The organism is Rhizobium sp. 01T437 (assembly GCF_056398505.1).
In genome coordinates this window covers 59,537-79,547 of the sequence record NZ_JBFTPM010000019.1, presented here as the reverse complement: position 1 = coordinate 79,547, position 20,011 = coordinate 59,537, and the positions used below count along the sequence as shown (strand labels likewise).

Below are 20,011 nucleotides of genomic sequence, written 5' to 3'. Positions count from 1 at the left end.
CTCCTCACTTCGTTGCTTCCAGCGGTCCGCCAATGGCGACCGCGCGATCAAAATGGCCGTGGCGGAAGAGCGTGTCGGCTTCTTCCTCCTGCTCGGCCAGCACTGCTGCATCGATCGGCACCACCGAGAAATCGCGTGAGCGCACTACCCTCTCCCAAGCCTCGGCGTCGGTACCGCTATGGTCGTTTTCCGCCAGAAGATGAGCTGCCCTTACAGGATCGGCGGCGATCTCGCTGCCGACACGGACAAGCTCCGAGGCAATGCCGGCGATTTCGCTTGGGGAAAGTCCGATGCGCGCAAGGCTCCAGAATAGCGACCGGTTGGGGATGGTGGCGCCACAGCGGACGATGAGACGAAGATCCGTCCGGCCGATCGCCTTCTCCAGCCGCGGCGACATGGCAACCCAGGCATCGACCCTGCCCTCCAGCAGTTCCGTCAGGGAATCCCGCGTGCCGCTTTCGATGCGCTCGACGTCACCAAGCGCGAGATCCTCACCCTCCAGGCTGCGAGCGAGCAGATAGGTGTGAAACGAACCGTCGATCAGCGAGATTTTTCGGCCGGCAAGATCAGCTACCGAGCCGATATCACTGTCGGCGCGCACGAAGATCGCGCCATTGGCTGGCCGCGGCGCCGATGCAGCGACATATTCGACATGAAGGCCACGCGCATCCGCCTCGATCGGCGGCGTCGAGCCGGTTCCGCCGACATGGATCGCGCCGCCTTCCAGCAGCGAGGCCGTGTCACGGCCTTCAGCATAGGGAACGAAGATCGGATCGAGCCCGGCAAAGGCACCCGGCCATACGCTGGCGAGCCGCAAGTGGAGATTGTTGGGATGAACGCCGATTCTCATCTTCATTCCGGTCAGGATGGTCATTGCGATCAATTTACTTTTTTATAAATTGAAAGCGAGGAAAGCCGTCCCGAGGACCAACGGGATACCAGATCAAAAACCTATTAAATCTACCAATAATAAAATCTTTTATCGCAACCGCACTCCCGGAGGCATCGAGCATTGAAATCTCCGAGCGCTCACTTTACTTTTTTGTAGAACAAAAGAGGTGGCCATGACCAAGCCCGTATCATCGAGGGTCTGCCGCAGTGTCGGCGAGGCGAGTGAGCTTCTGAAGCTGGTCGCCAATGCGAACCGGCTGGCAATCGTCTGCTATCTGATCGAAACGAAAGCATCGGTGTCCGCGCTGGAAGACGAACTCGGCATCCGCCAGCCGACGCTTTCACAACAACTTGCGGAATTGCGTGAGGCAAACGTCATCGAAGGGCACCGCGACGGCAAGGCGATCGTCTATCGTGTCGTCGATCCGAGGATTAAGACCATCGTCCACGCGCTGCGGGACATGTTCTCCGGCCTCGACGACGTTACCGGCCGCTTCGGAATGGCAAAACTGCCGGTCGATGAAGTGATGTTCGACTGACCTATGATCGACTTCTATACCTGGATCACGCCGAACGGCCTGAAGATATCGATCGCGCTCGAGGAATTCGGGCTGCCCTATAAGGCCCACACGATCGATATCACCAAAGGCGATCAGTTTTCCGCCGACTATGTCGCGATCAATCCGGGCAGCAAAATCCCAGCCATCGTYGATCACGAAACCGGTATTACCCTCGCCGAATCCGGGGCCATTCTTCTCTATCTCGCCGAAAAGACGGGACGGTTCCTGCCGCGGGAAGGTGCTGCCCGCCATCACACGATCGAATGGCTGATGTGGCAGATGGGCGGCTTCGGGCCGACGCTCGGCCATGCCCATTATTTCCTGACTTACAATGAAGGTCGCGCGCCCTTCGCCGAAGAGCTTTTCCGCAAGGATACAATAAGGCTCTATGAAACACTTGACGCAAGACTTGAAGGCGGAGAGCACCTTGTCGGCGACTATTCAATCGCCGACATGGCCGTCTGGCCCTGGGTTTCGCGTTTCGTGCGCCACAAGATCGACCTCAGCGACTTCCCGAATGTCCGCCGCTGGTATCTGCAGCTTGCCGCCCGGCCGCAGGTGAAGCGCGGCTACGAAGTGCCACATTTCACCACCCCGGTTCCGCTGCCGCCAGGTGTCTAATCATTGGTTTCGGATAGGCAGTCGGCCTATCGCGTAAACATCAGCCGCATGCGCGCCAGAATGCCCTTCATGCCCGGTATGGAGGTCGCTCTCAGATGGCGGGCGATGACACCCGCATCGACCCGTGCTCCGAAATGGCAGGAGCAGACGAGCCCGTGCAGTTGCCGATCGTTAAGATCGAAGAAGCTCTGGGCGTCCCCATAAGTATCGCCTTCGAGACCGGCGGCACGCAGAACCGGATCGTCATAGGCTACGGATATGGGTGACCCGGTGATCCTCATCAGTGTCCGCTGGTCGCGGGGTAGATATTCGGTTTCCCGAAGGGTAACGAGCGAACGCGCAGGATCGACTTCCAGAAGCTCAGCCCACCGGTCCAACCGCTCGGCGCGAGACAGTTGTGGCGTGGTACGGCTGACCCTGGCTATAGCCTTAAGCTGATCGACTGCGTATTGTTCCATGACGGCCTCCTATTTGGAAAAATAGACTGCACGCCCCCTCGGAAAGGTTGATCCCAACTACGCTGCCTGTCCAATCACGTTTGAAGAATCGTGTCTCTTAAATGCAGGCAGAATCCCGCCACTCAGGCGAATTCGCTCTGTCGCGAAAATATCCGCGGATGGGCGACGTGCTTTCGGACGACACTCTCCTTGCTGTCGAGTTCTTCCAGCAGAACGTCATAGCTCCAGAGATCGGCAAGGTGCTGCAGGACGAGCTTCAGATCCTCCTCTTCCAGGAACTCGTCATTGGTGGCTCGGTGCTGCAACAGCAATCTACGGTCACCTGCGAGATCGACGTCGACGATCTCAATAGCCGGGTCGGTATGGCCGATATCGTAGCCGCGGGAGAGTTGCCGGCGGATACGCCGATACCCGCGCTCGTCATGGATCGCGGAAACCAGGATACCCTCCTGAACCTCCGGATCGTCGTGGAGCTGGAACATGCGCCACCGGCGCATGAGGCTTGGGCTCAGGAACTGGCTGACAAAACTCTCGTCGCGGTAGTTGGCCCAGATATCACGCAGGACCGCCATCGGATCGCCCCGTCCGGCAATGTCAGGAAACCAGTCGCGGTCTTCGCCGGTAGGCTCCGTCACGATGCGCTCGATATCCTGCATCATCGCAAAGCCCAACGCATAGGGGTTGAAACCGGAGAAACGCCGATCATCGTACATCGGCTGGAACACGACATTGGTGTGCGATTTCAGAAACTCGAAATAGTTGCCGTCGCTGAGCTGCCCGCGCTCGTGCAGGCGCTGCATGATGTTGTAGTGGACGTAGGTGGCGGTCCCCTCGTTCATCACCTTGGTCTGGCGCTGGGGATGGAAATACTGGGCGACGTGGCGCACGATGCGCAAGATCTCGCGCTGCCAGGAATGCAGCCGGGGTGCGGATTTTTCGAGGAAGTAAAGTATATTGTCCTGCGGCAAGCCGAGGGCGGCACGCCGGCGCTCGAGATCGCGATCGGACTTGTTGCGCTTGAGGCCGACAGGCACGGTGCGCCAGAGATCGTTGAAGATCTTCTCCTCGTGCGCACGGCGCTCCTGCAGCCGCTTTTCTTCCTGCCGCAGGTCAACCGTCGTCTTGCCGGCATAGCGGTGCACACCGTGCGACATCAGCGCATGTGCGGCATCGAGCGTGCGTTCGACGGCCACTTCGCCATATCGTTCTTCGCAACGAGAAATGTAGCTCTTGGCGAAGTCGAGATAATCAAGAATGCCTTCGGCGTCGGTCCAGAGCTTGAACAGATAGTTGTTCTTGAAGAAGTGGTTATGGCCGAAGGCAGCATGCGCAATGACCAGCGTCTGCATGGTCGCCGTATTCTCCTCCATGAGATAGGAGATACAGGGCGAACTGTTGATGACGATCTCATAGGCGAGGTCGCGCATGCCGCGACGGTAAAAGGCTTCGTGATGGGCAAAATGCTTCCCGAAGGACCAGTGGCGATAGAAGAGCGGCATGCCCGTCGAGGAATAGGCATCGAGCATCTGCTCCGATGTAATGACCTCGATCTGGTTCGGATAGACATCGAGGCCCAGTTCCCCAAGCGCGATGTGTTCACAGGCATCATGAATGCGCTGCAGGGTCGGAAAATCCCAGTCAGCCCCTTCAAAGAGAAGCTTTTCCTTATGCCGCGTGCTGGTCTTCATGGCGTAGCCCCTGCCTTGGCAGCCTTCTTCTGAAACAGGTCATGGAAAACAGGGAATATCTCGTTCTTGCGGCAGACCTTGCGTATGGCAAGAGGCAGTGCTGCGGAGCGGATCTCCTGATAGAGCGTCCAGAGCGGTGACCTCGACATCGAGGAATCCCCGTCTTCCTCACCGACTTCGATATAGGCGAAGTACTGGCAGACCGGCAGGATTTCCTGCTGCAGCAGCTGGCCGGTCAGAGCGCCGTCGGAATAGGAATTGTCGCCATCGGAGGCCTGCGCCGCATAGATGTTCCATTCCGTCGGATCGAACCGCGCGGCAACGATCGAGCGCATGACCGCCAGCGCACTGGAAACCAGCGTGCCGCCTGTCGCCGGGCTATAGAAGAAAGTCTCCTCATCGACTTCCTCCGCCTTTTCAGTATGGCGGATGAAGACGATCTCCACCTTCTCATAACGCTGCGACAGGAAGAGATAGAGGAGCAGGTAGAAGCGCTTGGCGAGATCCTTCATATGCTCGCTCATGGAACCGGACACGTCCATGAGGCAGAACATCACCGCCTTGACCACGGGCTTCGGTGTGTTTTCAAAGCGCCGATAGCGGACGTCGAGCGGGTCGATATAGGGGATGCGCTTGCTTTTGAGCGTCAGGGTCCTCAGCCTGTCTTCAAGAACAAGGCGCTCTTCGGCATTGTCGCATTCGTCGATCTGCTTCTGGAGCGCCTCTATTTCCTCTACCTTCGGGCGATGAAGCGCCAGGCGCCGCATCATGGCAAGGCGTGTCGTGCGCCCGACGGCGATGTTGGAGGGGGAGCCGGAGACAGAAAAACCGGCCCTTTGCGGTGTCACCTCCTCGGTCTCGCTCAGTCGCCGCTTGGCGAGATCAGGCAATTCCAGATCTTCGAGGAAGATGTTGAGGAACTCCTCCCGGGTCAGGACGAAGCGGAAGCCATCTTCGCCGTCGCCCTCTCCCGCCTCGGACGAACGGCCGCCGCCCGATGCCGGCGGACGCTTGATGAAATCACCCTCGACGAATTTCTGATTGCCGGGAAGAATGCGATCCTGAATTCCCCCTCCGCCCCGGTGAAGGCCCGGTTCGGCCATGCCGCCGATCGGAAGAGTAACTTCGCCGCCATCAAGCACATCGCGGATGGAGCGGTTTTGCAAAGATCGTTTAACCGCTTGTGCTACGGCGTCCTTGGCACGCCGTAGAAACCGTTGTCTATTTTCTAAACTTTTACCGCGCGGATTAAGCCGCCGGTCAATGATGTGCATGTTTGCTCCTAATGGGTACTCGCCGGACAGCCTACCTAACTCGCCTGTTTGACGCGCATGTACCATTCCACCAGCCGGCGAACCTGCCGTTCGGTATATTCCCGCGCGACCATGCGCGAGACGAACTCACTGTGTTTCTTTTCAGTCTCGCTATCCTTCTTCGATCCGAAGGAGATGACCGGCAGCAAATCCTCGACCTGCGAAAACATCCGCTTTTCGATCACTTCCCGGATTTTTTCATAACTGGTCCAGGATGGGTTCTTACCGCCATTGTGGGCGCGCGATCTGAGGCAGAACTTGACGATCTCGTTGCGGAAATCCTTGGGATTGGCGATGCCCGCGGGTTTTTCGATCTTCGTCAGCTCCTGGTTCAGAAGTTCGCGGTCGAGCAACTGTCCTGTATCGGGGTCCTTGAAATCGACGTCCTCGATCCAGGCATCCGCGTAATCGACGTAACGGTCGAACAGATTCTGACCGTAATCGGAGTAGGATTCCAGATAGGCCTTCTGGATCTCGTTGCCGATGAATTCCGCATAACGCGGCGCCAGTTCTGCCTTGATGAACTCCATATAGCGCTTTTCCGTCTCCTCGGAAAACTGCTCGCGGCGGATAGCCTGTTCCAGAACATACATCAGATGAACGGGGTCGGCGCCGATATCCGTTGTGTCGTGGTTGAAGGTCGACGCAAGGACTTTAAAGGCGAAACGTGTCGATATTCCGTCCATGCCCTCATCGACGCCTGCGGCATCGTGATATTCCTGTACGCTTCTGGCGCGCGGATCGGTTTCCTTCAGGCTTTCGCCGTCATAGGCGCGCATCTTTGAAAAGAGATTGGAATTCTCGTGCTTGCGAAGCCGTGACAGGACGGAGAAGCGGGCCAGCATCTCCAGCGTCGCTGGCGCGCAGGCCGCATCTGCAAGCTCCGAGCCTTCGATCAACTTCTCGTAGATTTTCTGCTCCTCCATGACCCGGAGGCAATAGGGAACCTTGATGACGCAGATGCGGTCGATAAAGGCTTCATTGTTCTTGTTGGCCTTGAAAGTCTGCCATTCCGCTTCGTTCGAATGGGCAAGGATGATACCCGAGAACGGGATCGCACCGATATTCTCGGTGCCCATGTAGTTGCTTTCCTGCGTCGCCGTCAGCAACGGGTGCAGCATCTTGATCGGCGCCTTGAACATCTCGACGAATTCCAGAATGCCCTGATTGGCGCGATTGAGACCGCCGGAATAGCTGTAGGCGTCTGGATCGTTCTGCGAATAGTGCTCGAGCTTACGGATATCGACCTTGCCGACCAGCGATGAGACGTCCTGGTTGTTCTCGTCACCCGGTTCGGTCTTGGCGATCGCGATCTGGCGAAGCCTGGACGGCTGGATTTTCACGACGCGGAAGCGAGAGATGTCGCCGTCGAACTCGTCGAGGCGCTTCAGGCACCATGGGCTCATCAGGCCGCTGAGGCGACGGGTAGGGATACCGTATTCTTCGAGCAGCAACGGCCCCATGGCCAGAGGATCGAAGAGATTGAGGGGGCTTTCGAAGACCGGGCTCAAGTCGTCGCCTGCCTTCAGCACATAGATGGGATTGACCTCCATGAGCTGCTTCAGGCGCTCCGCAAGCGAAGACTTGCCACCGCCGACGGGACCGAGCAGGTAGAGGATCTGCTTACGCTCTTCCAGGCCTTGGGCTGCATGCCGGAAGAAGGACACGATCCGCTCGATCGTCTCTTCCATACCGAAAAATCCCGCAAAGGCCGGATAGGTTCGGATCGTCCTGTTCATGAAGACCCGCCCGAGCCGCGAATCCTTGGCTGTATCAATGATCTCAGGTTCGCCGATTGCCGCCAGCAGCCGCTCGGTGGCGTTGGCATAAGCCATCGGATCCTTCTTGCATAAGGACAGATAGTCCGCGATAGACATATCCGTCTCGCGGCGAGACTCGTAGTTACGGGTGAACGCATCAAATAGGGAGTTGTTCAGCATAGGCCCTCCTATAAAGGTCTGCCTCAGCGATTTTCGCCTTCGCTAAGTAAGATGGTGCGCCAATGTTTCGAAAGATCAAGGTCCTCCTAGACGGAAATAAGACATGGCTGGCATTCCAGCATCGCTACACAAAAAATTGCGCGTAACCTGCCGATTTGATCCTCGAAAGTTGACCGCCTCTATAGATTTGCGGCAGCACCGGGAGTATTATTCGCGCGCGGTATGAAAGAGAACGCCGCGCACCTTCACGCCATGGCGCGAATATGTGTTGGTGCCCCTTAAAGGGCTGCCTGATTCGATGGAGCGAGGATTTCTCGCCGTCCGAATGTGAAATTTGCCTTCAAGAACCGTCCGTGAGAAAAGCAAGGCCAGATCGAAACAGGCCAGCAGCGCAACCCATGCGGTCAAGGCTCGGGGTCCTTCTCACATTGCTATTTGCGCAGCGACCTGTTCTGCCTGAGCCCTGATATCGGGAACGGCGGTAATCTCCCAGAATTGACCGGCTGTCAGCGCGCCGACCGCATAAAGGTTCGATTGCGCCGCGCCTTCTGAATTCAGCACGCGCGAATCCCGGTTTACCGAGATTCCGAGCCCAAGCGAATCTGCAACGACAAAGCCCCGCCGGCGCATTTCCTGCAGAAGCGGTGAATGCGCCAGCCCCGCCCGTTCCATCCCCGTGCAATTGACGATCCAATCGACTGTGAGAGCAATCGTCTCACGGCGTCCTCTTTTGCGGTATTCGATGCCGATCCCGTCACCGGCATCCTTGAGTGTTTTGAGATAGCCGGCGTGGAAATTGACGACACCCTGCTGCTGCAATTGCTCGAACCGGTCGTAGATGTCGGGCGCCACGCGATGGCGATGGACGTTCCACCATGGCAGGGCATGCCGCAGGAAACGCGACCGCTCCGCCGGAGCGAGGTTCTGCCAGATCGCCTGGGTCCTGGGCCGCAGCCCATCCATGACGCTTCGCCAGTCGGTCCCCGATCTCACCTGTCGCCTGATACCGTGCAGGATCTGGCTGAGTGTCGCCCCCTTTGCATCGATGTCGATGGCGGCAGGTGATTTCGGATCGCGGGCATGTCCGTGCGGCGCGAGCCCGCGACGGGAGAGAACATCGATGCGGCCGCGGTGCCCATGCGACCGAAGCCCAAGAACCTGATCGATCATGGTAAGGCCCGAGCCCAGGATACAGACCCGATCCTGCGGGCCGACATGTGTCAGCCAGGAAAGGCGCCAGGGATTTTCGATCACATGCGAACGCATGGCGCTCCCGGGATCTCCGGTATCGACCGGCAATTTCGCATTTCCCAACCCAAGACAGAGGACGACGTGGCGGCCGGCGATTTCGCCGCCATGCTCCAGCAGAAAGCCGAGGGCGCCCGGATAGCGCTCGACGCAGCCGGTGGCCTTGGTCTTCATGAAATCGACGCGGCATCGGTCGTCGCGAGGCCGCAGCAGATCTGCGAGCGTATCCCTGACATAGAGCCCATAATCGCTCCGTGACGCGAAATCGGCATCCCGCGACGGACGGTTCTTGCGGCTCAGCCATTCCACGAAATCGGCCGGCCTGTCCGTGAAGAGGCTCATGCGCGCCGCTGGGACATTCAGCCGGTGGAGATGCATTTCAGTGCGATAGGCCGTGCCTCTGCCGAAGCCCGGATCATCGCCGATGACGGCGATGGACGCCGTCTGCGGAAGTTTCCGGACAAGATTGCAGACGACTGCGATCGCAGAAAAGCCGGAGCCGACGACAACAACATCATAAATCAAGCGTTCGTTCCATGATTCACCGGGTGAGGCATCGATGGAACTAGAGCGGCTTGACGACTTGTCACGGCCCCGGACTCTCAACCAAGGTGTTATATCCGGATCCGTTTCGGCACTGCCGGTAACCGACGTGTCAGCTCTCCGCCTTTGAAGAGCTGAACGCGGCTCGCTCGATGCCATGACGCTGCAGCTTGTCATAGAAGGTCTTGCGCGGAATGCCGAGAGTTTCGATCGTACGGCGCACATCGCCATCGTTCTGGATCAGCGTTTCGCGGATGATATCGGCCTCATAGCGGTCGATCCTCGCCGGCAGAGGCAGGAGACTATCTTTGTTCTCCACCCCGTTTTGCCCCGGTTCCACCGGTGCCGCGTCAAGACCGAGCACGAAGCGCTCAGCGAAATGCGAGAGCTCGCGCACATTGCCCGGCCAGTCATGACTTTTCAGGTGCCGGCGCAGTTCGGGCGAAGCCACGGGAACCGGACGTTTGAAGCGATTGGCGGCTCGTTCGGTAAAGTGGGCGAAGAGAAGCGGGATATCGTCGCGCCGGTCGCGCAGTGGCGGGATGCTGATCGTGACGACATTGAGGCGATAATAAAGGTCCTCGCGGAAATCGCCGCGCTCACGCGGATCGCCGAGATCGATCTTGGCAGCGGCCACGACACGCAGGTCGACGGGCCGCACCTCGTTGGTACCGAGCGGCATGACTTCCCGCATTTCCAAGACGCGCAGCATCTGCACCTGCGCGGAAGGCGGCATGCTTTCGATTTCATCGAGGAAGAGTGTCCCACCGCTCGAATGTTCGATGCGGCCGATGCGCTTCTTCTGCGCGCCGGTGAAGGCGCCGGCCTCATGGCCAAAGAGTTCGCTCTCGATCACGGTTTCCGGCAGGGCGCCGCAATTCAGCGCCACAAAGTTTCCCTTCGAGCGACGGCTCCAGCGATGCAGCAGGCTTGCCACCACTTCCTTGCCGCTGCCGGTCTCGCCGGTCACCAGCACATCGACATCCGTGTCGGCGATCTGCCGGAGCGTTCGCCGCAGGCGCTCCATGGCCGGCGTCTGGCCGATCAGCGGCAGGTCGCCTTGTGCCTGCTCGGCCGCCTCGCGCAGCGACCGGTTGTCGAGCACGAGCCGGCGCTTTTCGGCGGCACGATGCACGCTTTGCACCAACCTGTCGGCCGCGAAAGGCTTGGTGATAAAGTCATAGGCCCCGTCCTGGATCGCCTTGACGGCCATCGGGATGTCACCGTGCCCTGTGATCAGGATCACGGGCAGGCCTTCATCGAGCCGGCGGATCCGATCGAAGAGCTGCAATCCGTCGACATGCGGCATGCGAATATCGGAAACGACGACACCCGAGAACTCCGCGTTCAGATCCTTCAGCGCTTCCGTAGCTGCGGAAAAGGTTGAAACAGAAAAGCCGGCAAGCTCCAGCGTCTGTTTCGTCGCCTTCAGGAGATCCTTGTCGTCATCGACAAGCAAGACCGGGATTGCTTCACTCATGCCTGTGCCTTCTGCAGATAAACGGTAAAGCGGGTGCCGCTCTCGTTGCTTTCGACCTCGATACGGCCGCCATAATCGGCAACGATATCCTTTGAAATGACGAGTCCGAGGCCCAGCCCTTTTTCTTTCGAGGTGTTGAAAGGCGAAAAGAGCGAGCCAAGGATGTTCTCCGATATGCCGGGGCCGTTATCTGCCACAGTCACCGCCACCTCCCTGTCCGTCTCCTCGCAGAAGACCTCAACCTTCGCGCCCTCCCTGCCCTCCAGCGCTTCCAGCGCGTTCTGGAAGAGGTTGATCAGCACCTGCTCCAGCCGGATGCGGTTGCCGCTCACCTTCAGATCGGCCGCAGGTAACCTGATATCGAGTGCATCCAATCGGCCGGCAAAACGGCTGCGCAGCAATACGACCGCGCCTTCGATGACGGCGCGCAGTTCGATCGGTTCCGCCGCAGTGCGGCCTTTGCGGGCAAAGGCCTTCAACTCCTCGGTGATGGTGCCGATGCGCTCCGTCAGGTTGGCGATCGCATCGAGATTATCGTCGGCCGATCCCGGCTGCTGGCGTTTGAGGAAGGTTCGGGCATTGTCGGCATAGGCGCGGATGGTCGCGACCGGCTGGTTGATCTCATGCGCCACGCCTGCGGCAACCTGCCCCAAGATCGCCAGGCGGTTCGCCTGCACCAGCTCCTGCTGCACCACCTGCAGCCGCGCATCGGTCGCGCGGTGGTCCGATATCTCCTCCTGCAGACGGTCACGGGCGCGGCTCAGGTCCTGCGTGCGCTCCAGCACCCGGCGCTCCAGCTCCTCGCGGGCGGCGCGCTCGGTCGCGATACGCATGACGACGATCTGGCGGCGGCGCAGCAGGAAGGTCATGATCGCCAACACCGGAATGAGGGCCGCCAATGTCAGCAGCCGCCATTCGCGCACCGAAGACGCGATCGGCGCTTCGGTCGGCACGAGATATTCGAGTTGCCAGGCTGTCGATGGCACCTCCGTGCGCAATCGCAGGAACTCGCCTTCCCCGGCGCCCGGCATGATGGCATGGACGATTGCGGCTCCAGGCCTCAGCGCCTGCCGTTCCTCGATCGGCAAGGGCAGCAATGGCGCCTCGCCGAATTGCAAGCTGCTCCTGATCGCCGCAAGGCTTTCCTGCGGCAGAGGCTTCGCCGTCATAAAACGCCAGGACGGCAGGCTGGTGATGAGCACAACGCCGTGCTCGTCGATGACATAGGCCGGCCGGACCGCATCGCGCCAATCGGATTCCAGCTGATCGAACTCCATCTTGACGACAACGACGCCAAGCGGAGCCGCAGCATCCCCGACCCACCGGGAAATATAGAGGCCCGGCCGGTTGCTGACATTGCCAAGCGCGAAATGCTCTGCCGTGCCCGTTTCCATCGCACGGCGGAAATAATCGCGGAAGGAATAGTCGTTGCCGACAAAACTCAGGGGCTCCTGCCAGTTGCTGGAAGCGATCGCGATGCCGTTCTTGCCGGTTACATAGAGAACAGAGGCGCGGGTGCCGGCGACAAGGCTCTGGAGCTTGCGGTCAAGCCCCATGACGGCTTCTCCCTGCCCCGAGGCCAAAGCGTCTCGCACCTGCTGGTCATCGGCAAGGAGCAGCGGCAGAGCCCGTGGCCCTTCGAGAACGGCACGCAGCAACGCCACCTTGAGATTGGCGTCAGTCTGCCCCTGATCCTCCAGCGCTGCAATTGCCTGCAGACGGCCATAGATGCCAGCGCCGTAAAGGGCCGTTCCGATGAGGATCGCAGCGAGCGCCGCAAAGATCAGCCAGACGGACCGGGAGCGCCGGCCAAGCTGTTCAGGCGTCAGTAAACGTTCATTTGCTGTCTTCTGGAGCATGACCGCATTGTGCATCTTTTCGCACGGCCAGCAAATCACTTTGTGCGAAAAATCGCACTATCGCTTCTGCTTCAGCCCGTCGCATTCAATAATATCAATGAATTAGGCAATCGAAGGAAACTGGCACGCGCGTTGCAAAATAAGTCGTCACCAGTCGGGAGGCTGTTTGACCATCATGACTTGGCCGTCGCCCTATTGGCGTCCGGCATAGTGGAGGACACCATGGATATCGCAATGAACGCCGCTACAGAGCGCGGCAAAACTCCCTTTTACCGGCACCTCTACGTGCAGGTTCTCGCCGCCATCGCCGCCGGCATTCTGCTCGGCCACTTCTACCCTGCTCTCGGCGCTTCGCTGCAGCCGCTCGGGGACGCTTTCATCAAGCTCGTGCGCATGGTGATCGCGCCCGTCATCTTCCTGACTGTCACGACCGGCATAGCCGGCATGGCCGATCTCAAGAAGTTCGGCCGCGTGGTCGGCAAGGCGCTCGGCTACTTCCTCGTCTTCTCGACGCTGGCGCTTGTCGTTGGCCTTGTCGTTTCCAACGTGCTGCAGCCAGGCGCCGGCATGCATATCGATCCGGCGACGCTCGATACGAAGGCGGTCACCAATTATGCCGCCCAGGCCCATGATGCGACGATCGTCGGCTTCCTGATGAACATCATCCCGGACACGATCGTCGGCGCCTTTGCCAAAGGCGACATCCTGCAGGTGCTGTTCTTCTCGGTCGTCTTCGGCATTGCCCTCGGCTCCGTCGGCGAGCGTGGCAAGCCCGTGCTGGATTTCTTCCAGGTTCTGACCGCTCCGGTCTTCCGCCTCGTCGCAATCCTGATGAAATTCGCCCCGATCGGCGCCTTCGGCGCCATGGCCTTCACCATCGGCAAATATGGTATCGGCGCGATCGCCAACCTCACCTTCCTGATCGGCACCTTCTATCTGACGTCGCTGCTCTTCGTGCTGATCGTGCTCGGCGCAGTCGCCCGCTACAACGGCTTTTCCATCCTGGCGCTGCTCCGCTATATCAAGGAAGAACTGCTGCTGGTGCTCGGGACTTCGTCCTCGGAAGCCGCCCTGCCTGGCCTGATGAACAAGATGGAACGCGCCGGCTGCAAGCGCTCGGTCGTCGGCCTCGTCATTCCGACCGGCTATTCGTTCAATCTCGACGGCACCAACATCTATATGACGCTGGCTGCACTCTTCATCGCTCAGGCGACGGATACGCATCTGAGCTTCGGCGACCAGATCCTGCTGCTTCTGGTGGCGATGTTGAGCTCCAAGGGTGCCGCCGGCATTACCGGCGCCGGCTTCATCACGCTTGCCGCCACACTCTCAGTCGTCCCCTCCGTTCCGATCGCCGGCATGGCGCTCATCCTCGGCATCGACCGCTTCATGTCGGAATGCCGGGCATTGACGAACCTTGTCGGCAATGCCGTCGCGACTATCGTCGTCGCCCGTTGGGAAAACGAACTCGACCAGACCCGCTTTGCCGCCGCAATGGCCGGCGATTTGCGCGAAGACAGCGACGTGCTTGTTCCAGTGGCGCAGCCCGCCGAATAAACACTGACAAAACAAATCCGCCGCCAGTCATACGATTGGCGGCGGATTTCATTTGATGTCGACGAGCCGGCACACGTCCGAATCGTCAGCGATCTCTCAGATTTAAAGCGCCAGCCCCGTGCCGCGGTCGAAAATATGGACCTGATCGCTGGCGATATTGGCCTCGAAACGGGCGCCGTAGCGGGCGGCATAGTCCCCATCCACCACGGCCGTGACCGGCTGACCAGCGAGATCGAAGACGACATGAGTCTGAGCGCCGGTCGGCTCGACAAGAAGGGTCTGTCCGGCAAGCGCATTTCCATCCCTGCCGCCCGGCGTCAGATGCTCGGGACGCAGGCCGACTGTCACCGCCTGGCCGGGACGGACCTTGCGGTCCGGCGCAATGCGGATTGCGGTTCCATCTGAAAGACGGGCTGCAGGCGCGCCACCCTCGCCTTCGACAATACCTTCGATGAGGTTCATCGCCGGAGAGCCGATAAAGGCTGCGACGAAGAGATTGGCCGGCTTCTTGTAAAGTTCGAGCGGCGTGCCCTCCTGCTCGATATTGCCCTGGTTCAGGACAACGATGCGGTCGGCGAGCGTCATGGCCTCGATCTGGTCATGCGTGACGTAGATGGACGTCGTCTTGACCTTCTGATGCAACGTCTTGATTTCCGAGCGCATCTGCACACGCAGCTTGGCATCGAGGTTCGATAGCGGCTCGTCGAACAGGAAGACGGCCGGGTTGCGCACGATGGCGCGACCCATGGCGACGCGCTGGCGCTGGCCGCCCGAAAGCTGCGCGGGCTTACGCTCCATGAGCTTCGTCAGATCCAGCATGCGGGCGGCCTCAGCCACACGCTGCTCGATCTGCGGCTTGGGAAGACCTGATAGTTTCAGATTGAAACCCATGTTCTCGGCGACAGTCATATGCGGATAGAGTGCATAGGACTGGAAGACCATGGCAATGTTGCGCTCGCGGGGGGTCAGTTCGTTGACGACGGCGTTGTCGATGATGACCTCACCGCCGCTGATTTCCTCGAGACCAGCGATCATGCGCAGGAGCGTGGACTTGCCGCAGCCGGACGGGCCGACGAGGGCAACGAACTGCCCATCCTCGATCGACAGCGAGATATTATGGATCACATCGAGCGATCCATAGGCCTTGCGAATATTCTTGAGTTCGACAGACGCCATGTGCGTGTCTCCGATGCGGGCTCAGGACTTCACCGCACCAGCGGTCAGGCCGGCGATGATGTGCTTCTGGGCGAGGAAAAAGACGATGATGGTCGGCAGGATGGTCAGCGTGATGAAGGCGAGGATGAGGTGCCAGTCAGTGGCAAACTCCCCTCTGTAGACCATGATGCCGAGCGGCCAGGGATAGAGACTCTCCGAATTGAGCATGATCAGCGGCACGATATAGCTGTTCCAGCTACCTACGAAGGAAATGATGCCGACGGTCGCGACTATCGGGCGCGAGAGCGGCAGCGAGATATGCCAAAAGAAGCGCATATAGCCGCAGCCATCGACGAAAGCCGCGTCGAAGAGCTCGGACGGCAAGTTCCGGAAATAATTGCGGAACAGCATGATACTCATGCCGAGCCCGAAGGCCACCTGCGGCAGCACCACGCCCCAATAGGTGTTGAGAAGGCCGAGATCGCGGATGCGGATGTAGAGCGGCAGGATCGCGGTCGCAGCCGGAAACATCAGCCCGATCAGGAAATAGTTCACCAGATAGGTCGAGCCGAAGAAGCGGATATGGGCAAAACAGAAGGCCGCCATGGCGCCGAGCGTCAGCGTCAGGAAGACGGTGAGCAGCGCGATCAGCAATGAATTGCCCATCTGCAGCCAGTAGCGATGGCTGACGATGATGTCGATATAGTTGCTCCACTGCCATTCCGTCGGCAGACCGAAGGGATTGCCCCGAAGGTCGGAAAGCGTCTTGAAGCCGCCAAGCGCGGTGCTGATGAGCGGGATGACGACAAGGCCGGCGATGATCAGCAGCGAGACATACATATAAATCTGCGTGCCGGTACGGACCTTGCGACCGACGCTATTTGCCGTTGTGGCATCGATGGGTGGTGCGGTTGAGATATCAGTCATTGCGCATGAATATCCGCTTGTAGCTGAAGGCGAGCGTGACGCAGATCACGAACAGCACGACGCCGACGGCGCTGCCGAATCCGACCTGCATGCGGGTCACCCCGAAATTGTAAAGGAAGGTCACCATGGTCTGCGTCGAGTTCGACGGACCGCCGCCGGTCAGCGGCATGATCATGTCGAAGAGCTGCAGAGAGCCGACGACGCCGAAGAAGACGGAGAGGCGAACGGTGGAGCCCAGAAGCGGCAGCGTTACGTGCCGGAACTTCTGCCAGCCGGTCGCGCCATCGATATCGGCCGCTTCCAGCACGCTCTTGTCGATCGCCTGAAGGCCGGCAATGAAGAGCATCATGTGAAAGCCGAAGTACTTCCAGACGATGACGCCGAGAATGGCGTACATGGCGACGTTGCGATCGGCGAGCCAGAAGGGTGGCTCAACGCCGATCATATGCGAGATGCCTGCGACCAGGCCGAAATCGCCGTCATAGACGAAACGCCAGATCATGCCGGCGGCAACGTCGGCCAGAACATAGGGCAGGAAGAAGATGAGGCGGAAGAACAGCGCCCCCTTGATCTTGGTGGAGACCATCGTCGCGAGCCATAGCGCCAGCGGGATCTGCACACAGAGCGAGATTAGGACGATCAGGCCGTTATTGATGAGCGCCTGAGTAAAGGCACCGTTGCGGAAAATGAGCTGGTAATTGCGGAAGCCGATCCATTGCGTCGGGTCGCCGTAGCCATTCCAGTTATAGAAGGAATACCATGCGGCTTCGCCCATCGGTACGATGACGAGCAGCGTGAAAAGCATCAATGCCGGCGGCAGAAAAAGGATCAGCACCGGCCATTTGCTGTGGGCCAGCGAACGCTTGTGCCGGCGCGGGGCTACTTTGGCGCTCGTCCCTGCCACATTTGCTGACATGAAAGTATCACTCATCGGTCTCTGGGACTCCTCGGGCGAATTCGCGACTGCGCCGCGAGTGAGAAGGAGCCGGCGCTCGGTTCGAGCGCCGGCGGATTTTTTACTTCGCTTCGAGCGAGTAGGCGTCCTGGATCTGCTGGGCGGCGTCGGCCGGTGAAGTCGAGCCGGAGACGATGTCCATCGTCATGTCGTTGACGACACCGCCGACATTCGGGCCGAGATCCTGATCGAGGAAGTTCTGGTGCCAGGTTTCCTGATCGAGAGCGACCGCGCTGTCCTTCAGAAGCACGTTCTTAACGCCATCGGCTGCGCCCTTGGCGACGGGGATGATGCTCGTCTTCTGAGCCAGCAACTTCTGATTTTCCGGGTTGCCAAGGAACTTCAGGAACTCTTCGGTTTCCGGAGGCGCATTCTTGGTGACGACCCAACCGTTCAGACGGCCGAGGTAATCGGTCGCGACACCGGGAGCGCCTTCGACGACCGGGAACGGGAAGCGGCCGATATTGTCGTCCGGCTGACCCTTTCCGCTGGTCGAGCTCGCTCGCGAGGTGTCGTTGGTGTTTTCAAAGCCGAGCAGCATGGCCGCGCGTCCGTCGCCGAAAGCAGCAAGGGCATCGTTCCAGGTGGCGCCAAGATAGCCGTTCTGGAAGGGTTCGAGCTTGCCGAGTTCGGCGAGATGCTCGCCGGCCTTCACGAAGGCTTCACCGGCAAAACCATCACCCTCGCCAGCCTTGGCCTTTTCGAAGCCGTCATGGCCGGCTTCGCGCATGGCGAGATAACCCCAATAGAAATGGATCGGCCACTTATCACCACCACCGCCGGCGATCGGCACGATGCCTGCGGCCTTCAGCGTCTTCACGGCGCTGAGGAAATCGCCCCAGGTCTTGATCTTGTTGGCATCGACATTGGCCTTCTTGAACAATTCCTTGTTGTAGAAGAAGGAGACGAGGCCAGTCTTGAAGGGGGCTGCCCAGACCTTGCCGTCGAAGGTCATGCCGTCGATCGTCGCAGCACTGGTGCCGCTGCGCCATGCGCCGCCATCGGCGTCAAGTGCGGCATCGATCGGCCGCAGCATGCCGGTCTCGGCCTGCGCCTTCAGCACGCCGCCACCCCAGGTGTAAAAGAAGCTCGGAGCCTCGTTCGACTGCAGCAGCGTCGGAAGCTTGGCCTTGAAGGCCTGGTTTTCAAGGAACTGCAGCTCGACCTTGACGCCGGGGTGGYTCGCTTCGAAGTCCTTGGCGAGCTTGTTCCACACCTCGAGGGTGCCCGGAACCTGCTCCAGGTGGAGCCAGCGGATGGTCGTATCGGCGGCAGCCGTTACCGTTGATGCACAGTAACCGGCAACAGCGATTGCGATCGCCGACAGCATGTTGATGCGATGAGTTTTGGTAGTCAGCACTTGGCACTCCTCCCGAGGCGCTTTATTTCTGTATCCGGATTAAATAATCGCAACCTTTGCCTTTCTGTCAATACCCTGCCTGAAAAAGCGGCAGAAGATGCGAAAAATGATGCAATTATGGAAATTCCTGTTGCGCGATTGTGAAAATCAGATCTACAACAAGGCGAATTTAATTTGCCTCTCGAAAAAAATCGCGAGGCCTATGACAGTTTAGGTGCGCACGAGACGATGAAGACTGCCGATCCTGAATTGATGCGTGCCATCAACCGCTTGAACGTGCTGGATACGATCCGGCGCCACGGCCCGATCTCTCGCATCCAGATCAGCGAACGCACCGAATTGTCCACGACGACAGTTTCGGCCATTACCGCTTCGCTTCTYGACGACGGGCTCATTTTGCCCATTCACGAGGGTGATATCCGCAACGAGGCAGTGCGTGGCAGGCCGCGCGTCATGCTGGAGGTCAATCCGGATGCCGCCCGCGTAGTTGGCGCCAAGATTGCCGCCAGCCGCATGATCTTCGTGGTTACCAATTTCCGCGGCGACGTGCTCTCCAAGCTCGCCCTGCCGATCCGCATCGACCGGCAGCCGATTGCCGTGATTGCCGACCTCATCGAGGATGGCGTGCGGCGCTGCGTCGTCGATATCGGCCTCTCGCTCGATGATATCGACAGCATCTGCCTGGCACTCCCTGGCGTCATCGAGCACCGTACCGGCCATATCCGTTCAAGCCCCATATTCCGCGAAGTCAACATTGATTTTGCTGCGGAAATGTCGGCCCGCCTGTCGACGCCGACCATCATCGAGAGCGACGCACATGCCATCACGCTTGGCCATCACTGGTTCGGCAAGGCCCGCGATCTCGAAGACATGGTGCTGATCTCGCTGGAGCAAACACTCGGTCTCGGCGTGCTGCACGACAACCAGCTTTTCCGCGGCGCCGGTGGCCTCAGCCACAATCTCGGCGATCTCGTCCTCGGCATGGGTCAGCAGGGCGTGGTGCGTCTTTCCAGCCAGGCCGGTGAAAGCGCCATTCTCGGCGAACAACAGGCGGATGGCCGCTTTGCCGAAGCGGTACGTCTCGGCCGCGGCATGACCCATGTTCAGGCGCTGATCCAGGCCGATGACGACCGTCTGATCGGCGCGGCCATGCGTGCCGGCGAGGCGGTGGGGCTGACGATTGCCAATATCGTCACGCTGTTTGCGCCACCGCGCGTTATTCTCGTCGGCTCCTCGCTTGCACTGGGTGAACCCTTCCTCAACAGTCTGCGGGATGCCTATGCGCTGGCTATCCCGCCATCGCTGCAAGGCGTCAGCGAACTTGTCTTCGACGATTCGACCGACGATTTCTGGGCTCAGGGCGCGGCCGCCGTCGCCCTTTACGAACTCTACGAATCGCCCTGGAGCACGACAGGACCGGCGCTCTGACGCGCAAAATCAGTATTTATGGAGGATA

16 protein-coding genes are annotated in these 20,011 nt (G+C 59.5%); 4 read left to right on the top strand and 12 right to left on the bottom strand.

Going from position 1 to position 20,011, the window contains the following annotated elements:
- Positions 1–4 precede the first annotated feature (4 nt).
- A complete protein-coding gene (locus tag AC1DM5_RS28840) occupies positions 5–850 on the bottom strand; it encodes an ABC transporter substrate-binding protein (RefSeq protein ID WP_477819652.1) in 846 nt (281 codons plus the stop codon).
- 214 nt (positions 851–1,064) lie between these two features.
- Here AC1DM5_RS28840 and AC1DM5_RS28835 point away from each other — a divergent pair, with 214 nt between their 5' ends.
- Together AC1DM5_RS28835 and AC1DM5_RS28830 are read left to right on the top strand one after the other, a co-directional pair.
- Positions 1,065–1,430 (top strand): ArsR/SmtB family transcription factor, encoded by a 366-nt coding sequence (locus tag AC1DM5_RS28835; protein ID WP_477819651.1) that lies wholly within the window; start codon positions 1,065–1,067, stop codon positions 1,428–1,430.
- 3 nt (positions 1,431–1,433) lie between these two features.
- On the top strand, positions 1,434–2,072 hold the full coding sequence (locus AC1DM5_RS28830; protein ID WP_477819650.1) for a glutathione S-transferase N-terminal domain-containing protein: 639 nt from the start codon (positions 1,434–1,436) through the stop codon (positions 2,070–2,072).
- Positions 2,073–2,098: 26 nt separating this feature from the next.
- On the opposite strand, the gene AC1DM5_RS28825 is transcribed toward AC1DM5_RS28830, so the two are convergent.
- The 7 genes from AC1DM5_RS28825 to AC1DM5_RS28795 form a co-directional block, all read right to left on the bottom strand.
- Positions 2,099–2,530: a hypothetical protein gene (locus AC1DM5_RS28825; protein ID WP_477819649.1), complete on the bottom strand. Its 432-nt coding sequence runs from the start codon at positions 2,528–2,530 to the stop codon at positions 2,099–2,101.
- 122 nt (positions 2,531–2,652) lie between these two features.
- Positions 2,653–4,218, bottom strand: a complete 1,566-nt coding sequence (locus AC1DM5_RS28820) for a SpoVR family protein (RefSeq protein ID WP_477819648.1) — start codon at positions 4,216–4,218, stop codon at positions 2,653–2,655.
- Positions 4,215–5,492, bottom strand: coding sequence for a YeaH/YhbH family protein (locus tag AC1DM5_RS28815; protein WP_477819647.1), 1,278 nt, complete (start codon positions 5,490–5,492; stop codon positions 4,215–4,217). The genes AC1DM5_RS28820 and AC1DM5_RS28815 overlap by 4 nt, the downstream gene beginning before the upstream one ends.
- Positions 5,493–5,527: 35 nt before the next feature.
- A complete protein-coding gene (locus AC1DM5_RS28810; RefSeq protein WP_477819646.1) occupies positions 5,528–7,471 on the bottom strand; it encodes a PrkA family serine protein kinase in 1,944 nt (647 codons plus the stop codon).
- Between the two features lie 423 nt (positions 7,472–7,894).
- Entirely contained in the window at positions 7,895–9,244 is a 1,350-nt protein-coding gene (locus AC1DM5_RS28805; protein ID WP_477819645.1) for an FAD/NAD(P)-binding protein, read from the bottom strand.
- Between the two features lie 130 nt (positions 9,245–9,374).
- Positions 9,375–10,742 carry a sigma-54-dependent transcriptional regulator gene (locus AC1DM5_RS28800; RefSeq protein WP_477819644.1) on the bottom strand — a complete coding sequence of 456 codons (1,368 nt, stop codon included), beginning with the start codon at positions 10,740–10,742 and terminating at the stop codon, positions 9,375–9,377.
- On the bottom strand, positions 10,739–12,616 hold the full coding sequence (locus AC1DM5_RS28795; RefSeq protein WP_477819643.1) for a sensor histidine kinase: 1,878 nt from the start codon (positions 12,614–12,616) through the stop codon (positions 10,739–10,741). The genes AC1DM5_RS28800 and AC1DM5_RS28795 overlap by 4 nt, the downstream gene beginning before the upstream one ends.
- Before the next feature lie 207 nt (positions 12,617–12,823).
- On the opposite strand from AC1DM5_RS28795, the gene AC1DM5_RS28790 reads away from it, so the two are divergent.
- On the top strand, positions 12,824–14,158 hold the full coding sequence (locus tag AC1DM5_RS28790) for a dicarboxylate/amino acid:cation symporter (protein WP_477976305.1): 1,335 nt from the start codon (positions 12,824–12,826) through the stop codon (positions 14,156–14,158).
- 102 nt (positions 14,159–14,260) lie between these two features.
- Here AC1DM5_RS28790 and AC1DM5_RS28785 read toward each other — a convergent pair whose 3' ends face one another.
- The 4 genes from AC1DM5_RS28785 to AC1DM5_RS28770 form a co-directional block, all read right to left on the bottom strand.
- A complete protein-coding gene (locus tag AC1DM5_RS28785) occupies positions 14,261–15,334 on the bottom strand; it encodes an ABC transporter ATP-binding protein (protein WP_477819641.1) in 1,074 nt (357 codons plus the stop codon).
- 21 nt (positions 15,335–15,355) lie between these two features.
- Positions 15,356–16,153 carry a carbohydrate ABC transporter permease gene (locus AC1DM5_RS28780; protein WP_477819692.1) on the bottom strand — a complete coding sequence of 266 codons (798 nt, stop codon included), beginning with the start codon at positions 16,151–16,153 and terminating at the stop codon, positions 15,356–15,358.
- A 79-nt stretch (positions 16,154–16,232) separates the two neighbouring features.
- Complete coding sequence (locus tag AC1DM5_RS28775) at positions 16,233–17,171, bottom strand: carbohydrate ABC transporter permease (RefSeq protein ID WP_162748019.1); 939 nt, start codon at positions 17,169–17,171, stop codon at positions 16,233–16,235.
- 85 nt (positions 17,172–17,256) lie between these two features.
- The gene (locus tag AC1DM5_RS28770) at positions 17,257–18,525 is read right to left on the bottom strand and encodes an ABC transporter substrate-binding protein (RefSeq protein ID WP_477976319.1); all 1,269 of its coding nucleotides are present in this window, start codon (positions 18,523–18,525) and stop codon (positions 17,257–17,259) included.
- A 258-nt stretch (positions 18,526–18,783) separates the two neighbouring features.
- On the opposite strand from AC1DM5_RS28770, the gene AC1DM5_RS28765 reads away from it, so the two are divergent.
- Positions 18,784–19,983 carry an ROK family protein gene (locus tag AC1DM5_RS28765; RefSeq protein ID WP_113322991.1) on the top strand — a complete coding sequence of 400 codons (1,200 nt, stop codon included), beginning with the start codon at positions 18,784–18,786 and terminating at the stop codon, positions 19,981–19,983.
- The last annotated feature ends 28 nt before the right edge of the window (positions 19,984–20,011 follow it).

Excerpts from the sequence above, each read along its gene's own strand:
- AC1DM5_RS28840 (WP_477819652.1), bottom strand. The coding sequence starts at position 850 with ATGAGAATCGGCGTTCATCCCAACAATCTCCACTTGCGGCTCGCCAGC.
- AC1DM5_RS28835 (WP_477819651.1), top strand. The coding sequence starts at position 1,065 with ATGACCAAGCCCGTATCATCGAGGGTCTGCCGCAGTGTCGGCGAGGCG.
- AC1DM5_RS28825 (WP_477819649.1), bottom strand. The coding sequence starts at position 2,530 with ATGGAACAATACGCAGTCGATCAGCTTAAGGCTATAGCCAGGGTCAGC.
- AC1DM5_RS28820 (WP_477819648.1), bottom strand. The coding sequence starts at position 4,218 with ATGAAGACCAGCACGCGGCATAAGGAAAAGCTTCTCTTTGAAGGGGCT.
- AC1DM5_RS28815 (WP_477819647.1), bottom strand. The coding sequence starts at position 5,492 with ATGCACATCATTGACCGGCGGCTTAATCCGCGCGGTAAAAGTTTAGAA.
- AC1DM5_RS28810 (WP_477819646.1), bottom strand. The coding sequence starts at position 7,471 with ATGCTGAACAACTCCCTATTTGATGCGTTCACCCGTAACTACGAGTCT.
- AC1DM5_RS28800 (WP_477819644.1), bottom strand. The coding sequence starts at position 10,742 with ATGAGTGAAGCAATCCCGGTCTTGCTTGTCGATGACGACAAGGATCTC.
- AC1DM5_RS28795 (WP_477819643.1), bottom strand. The coding sequence starts at position 12,616 with ATGCACAATGCGGTCATGCTCCAGAAGACAGCAAATGAACGTTTACTG.
- AC1DM5_RS28790 (WP_477976305.1), top strand. The coding sequence starts at position 12,824 with ATGGATATCGCAATGAACGCCGCTACAGAGCGCGGCAAAACTCCCTTT.
- AC1DM5_RS28785 (WP_477819641.1), bottom strand. The coding sequence starts at position 15,334 with ATGGCGTCTGTCGAACTCAAGAATATTCGCAAGGCCTATGGATCGCTC.
- AC1DM5_RS28780 (WP_477819692.1), bottom strand. The coding sequence starts at position 16,153 with ATGTATGTCTCGCTGCTGATCATCGCCGGCCTTGTCGTCATCCCGCTC.
- AC1DM5_RS28775 (WP_162748019.1), bottom strand. The coding sequence starts at position 17,171 with ATGAGTGATACTTTCATGTCAGCAAATGTGGCAGGGACGAGCGCCAAA.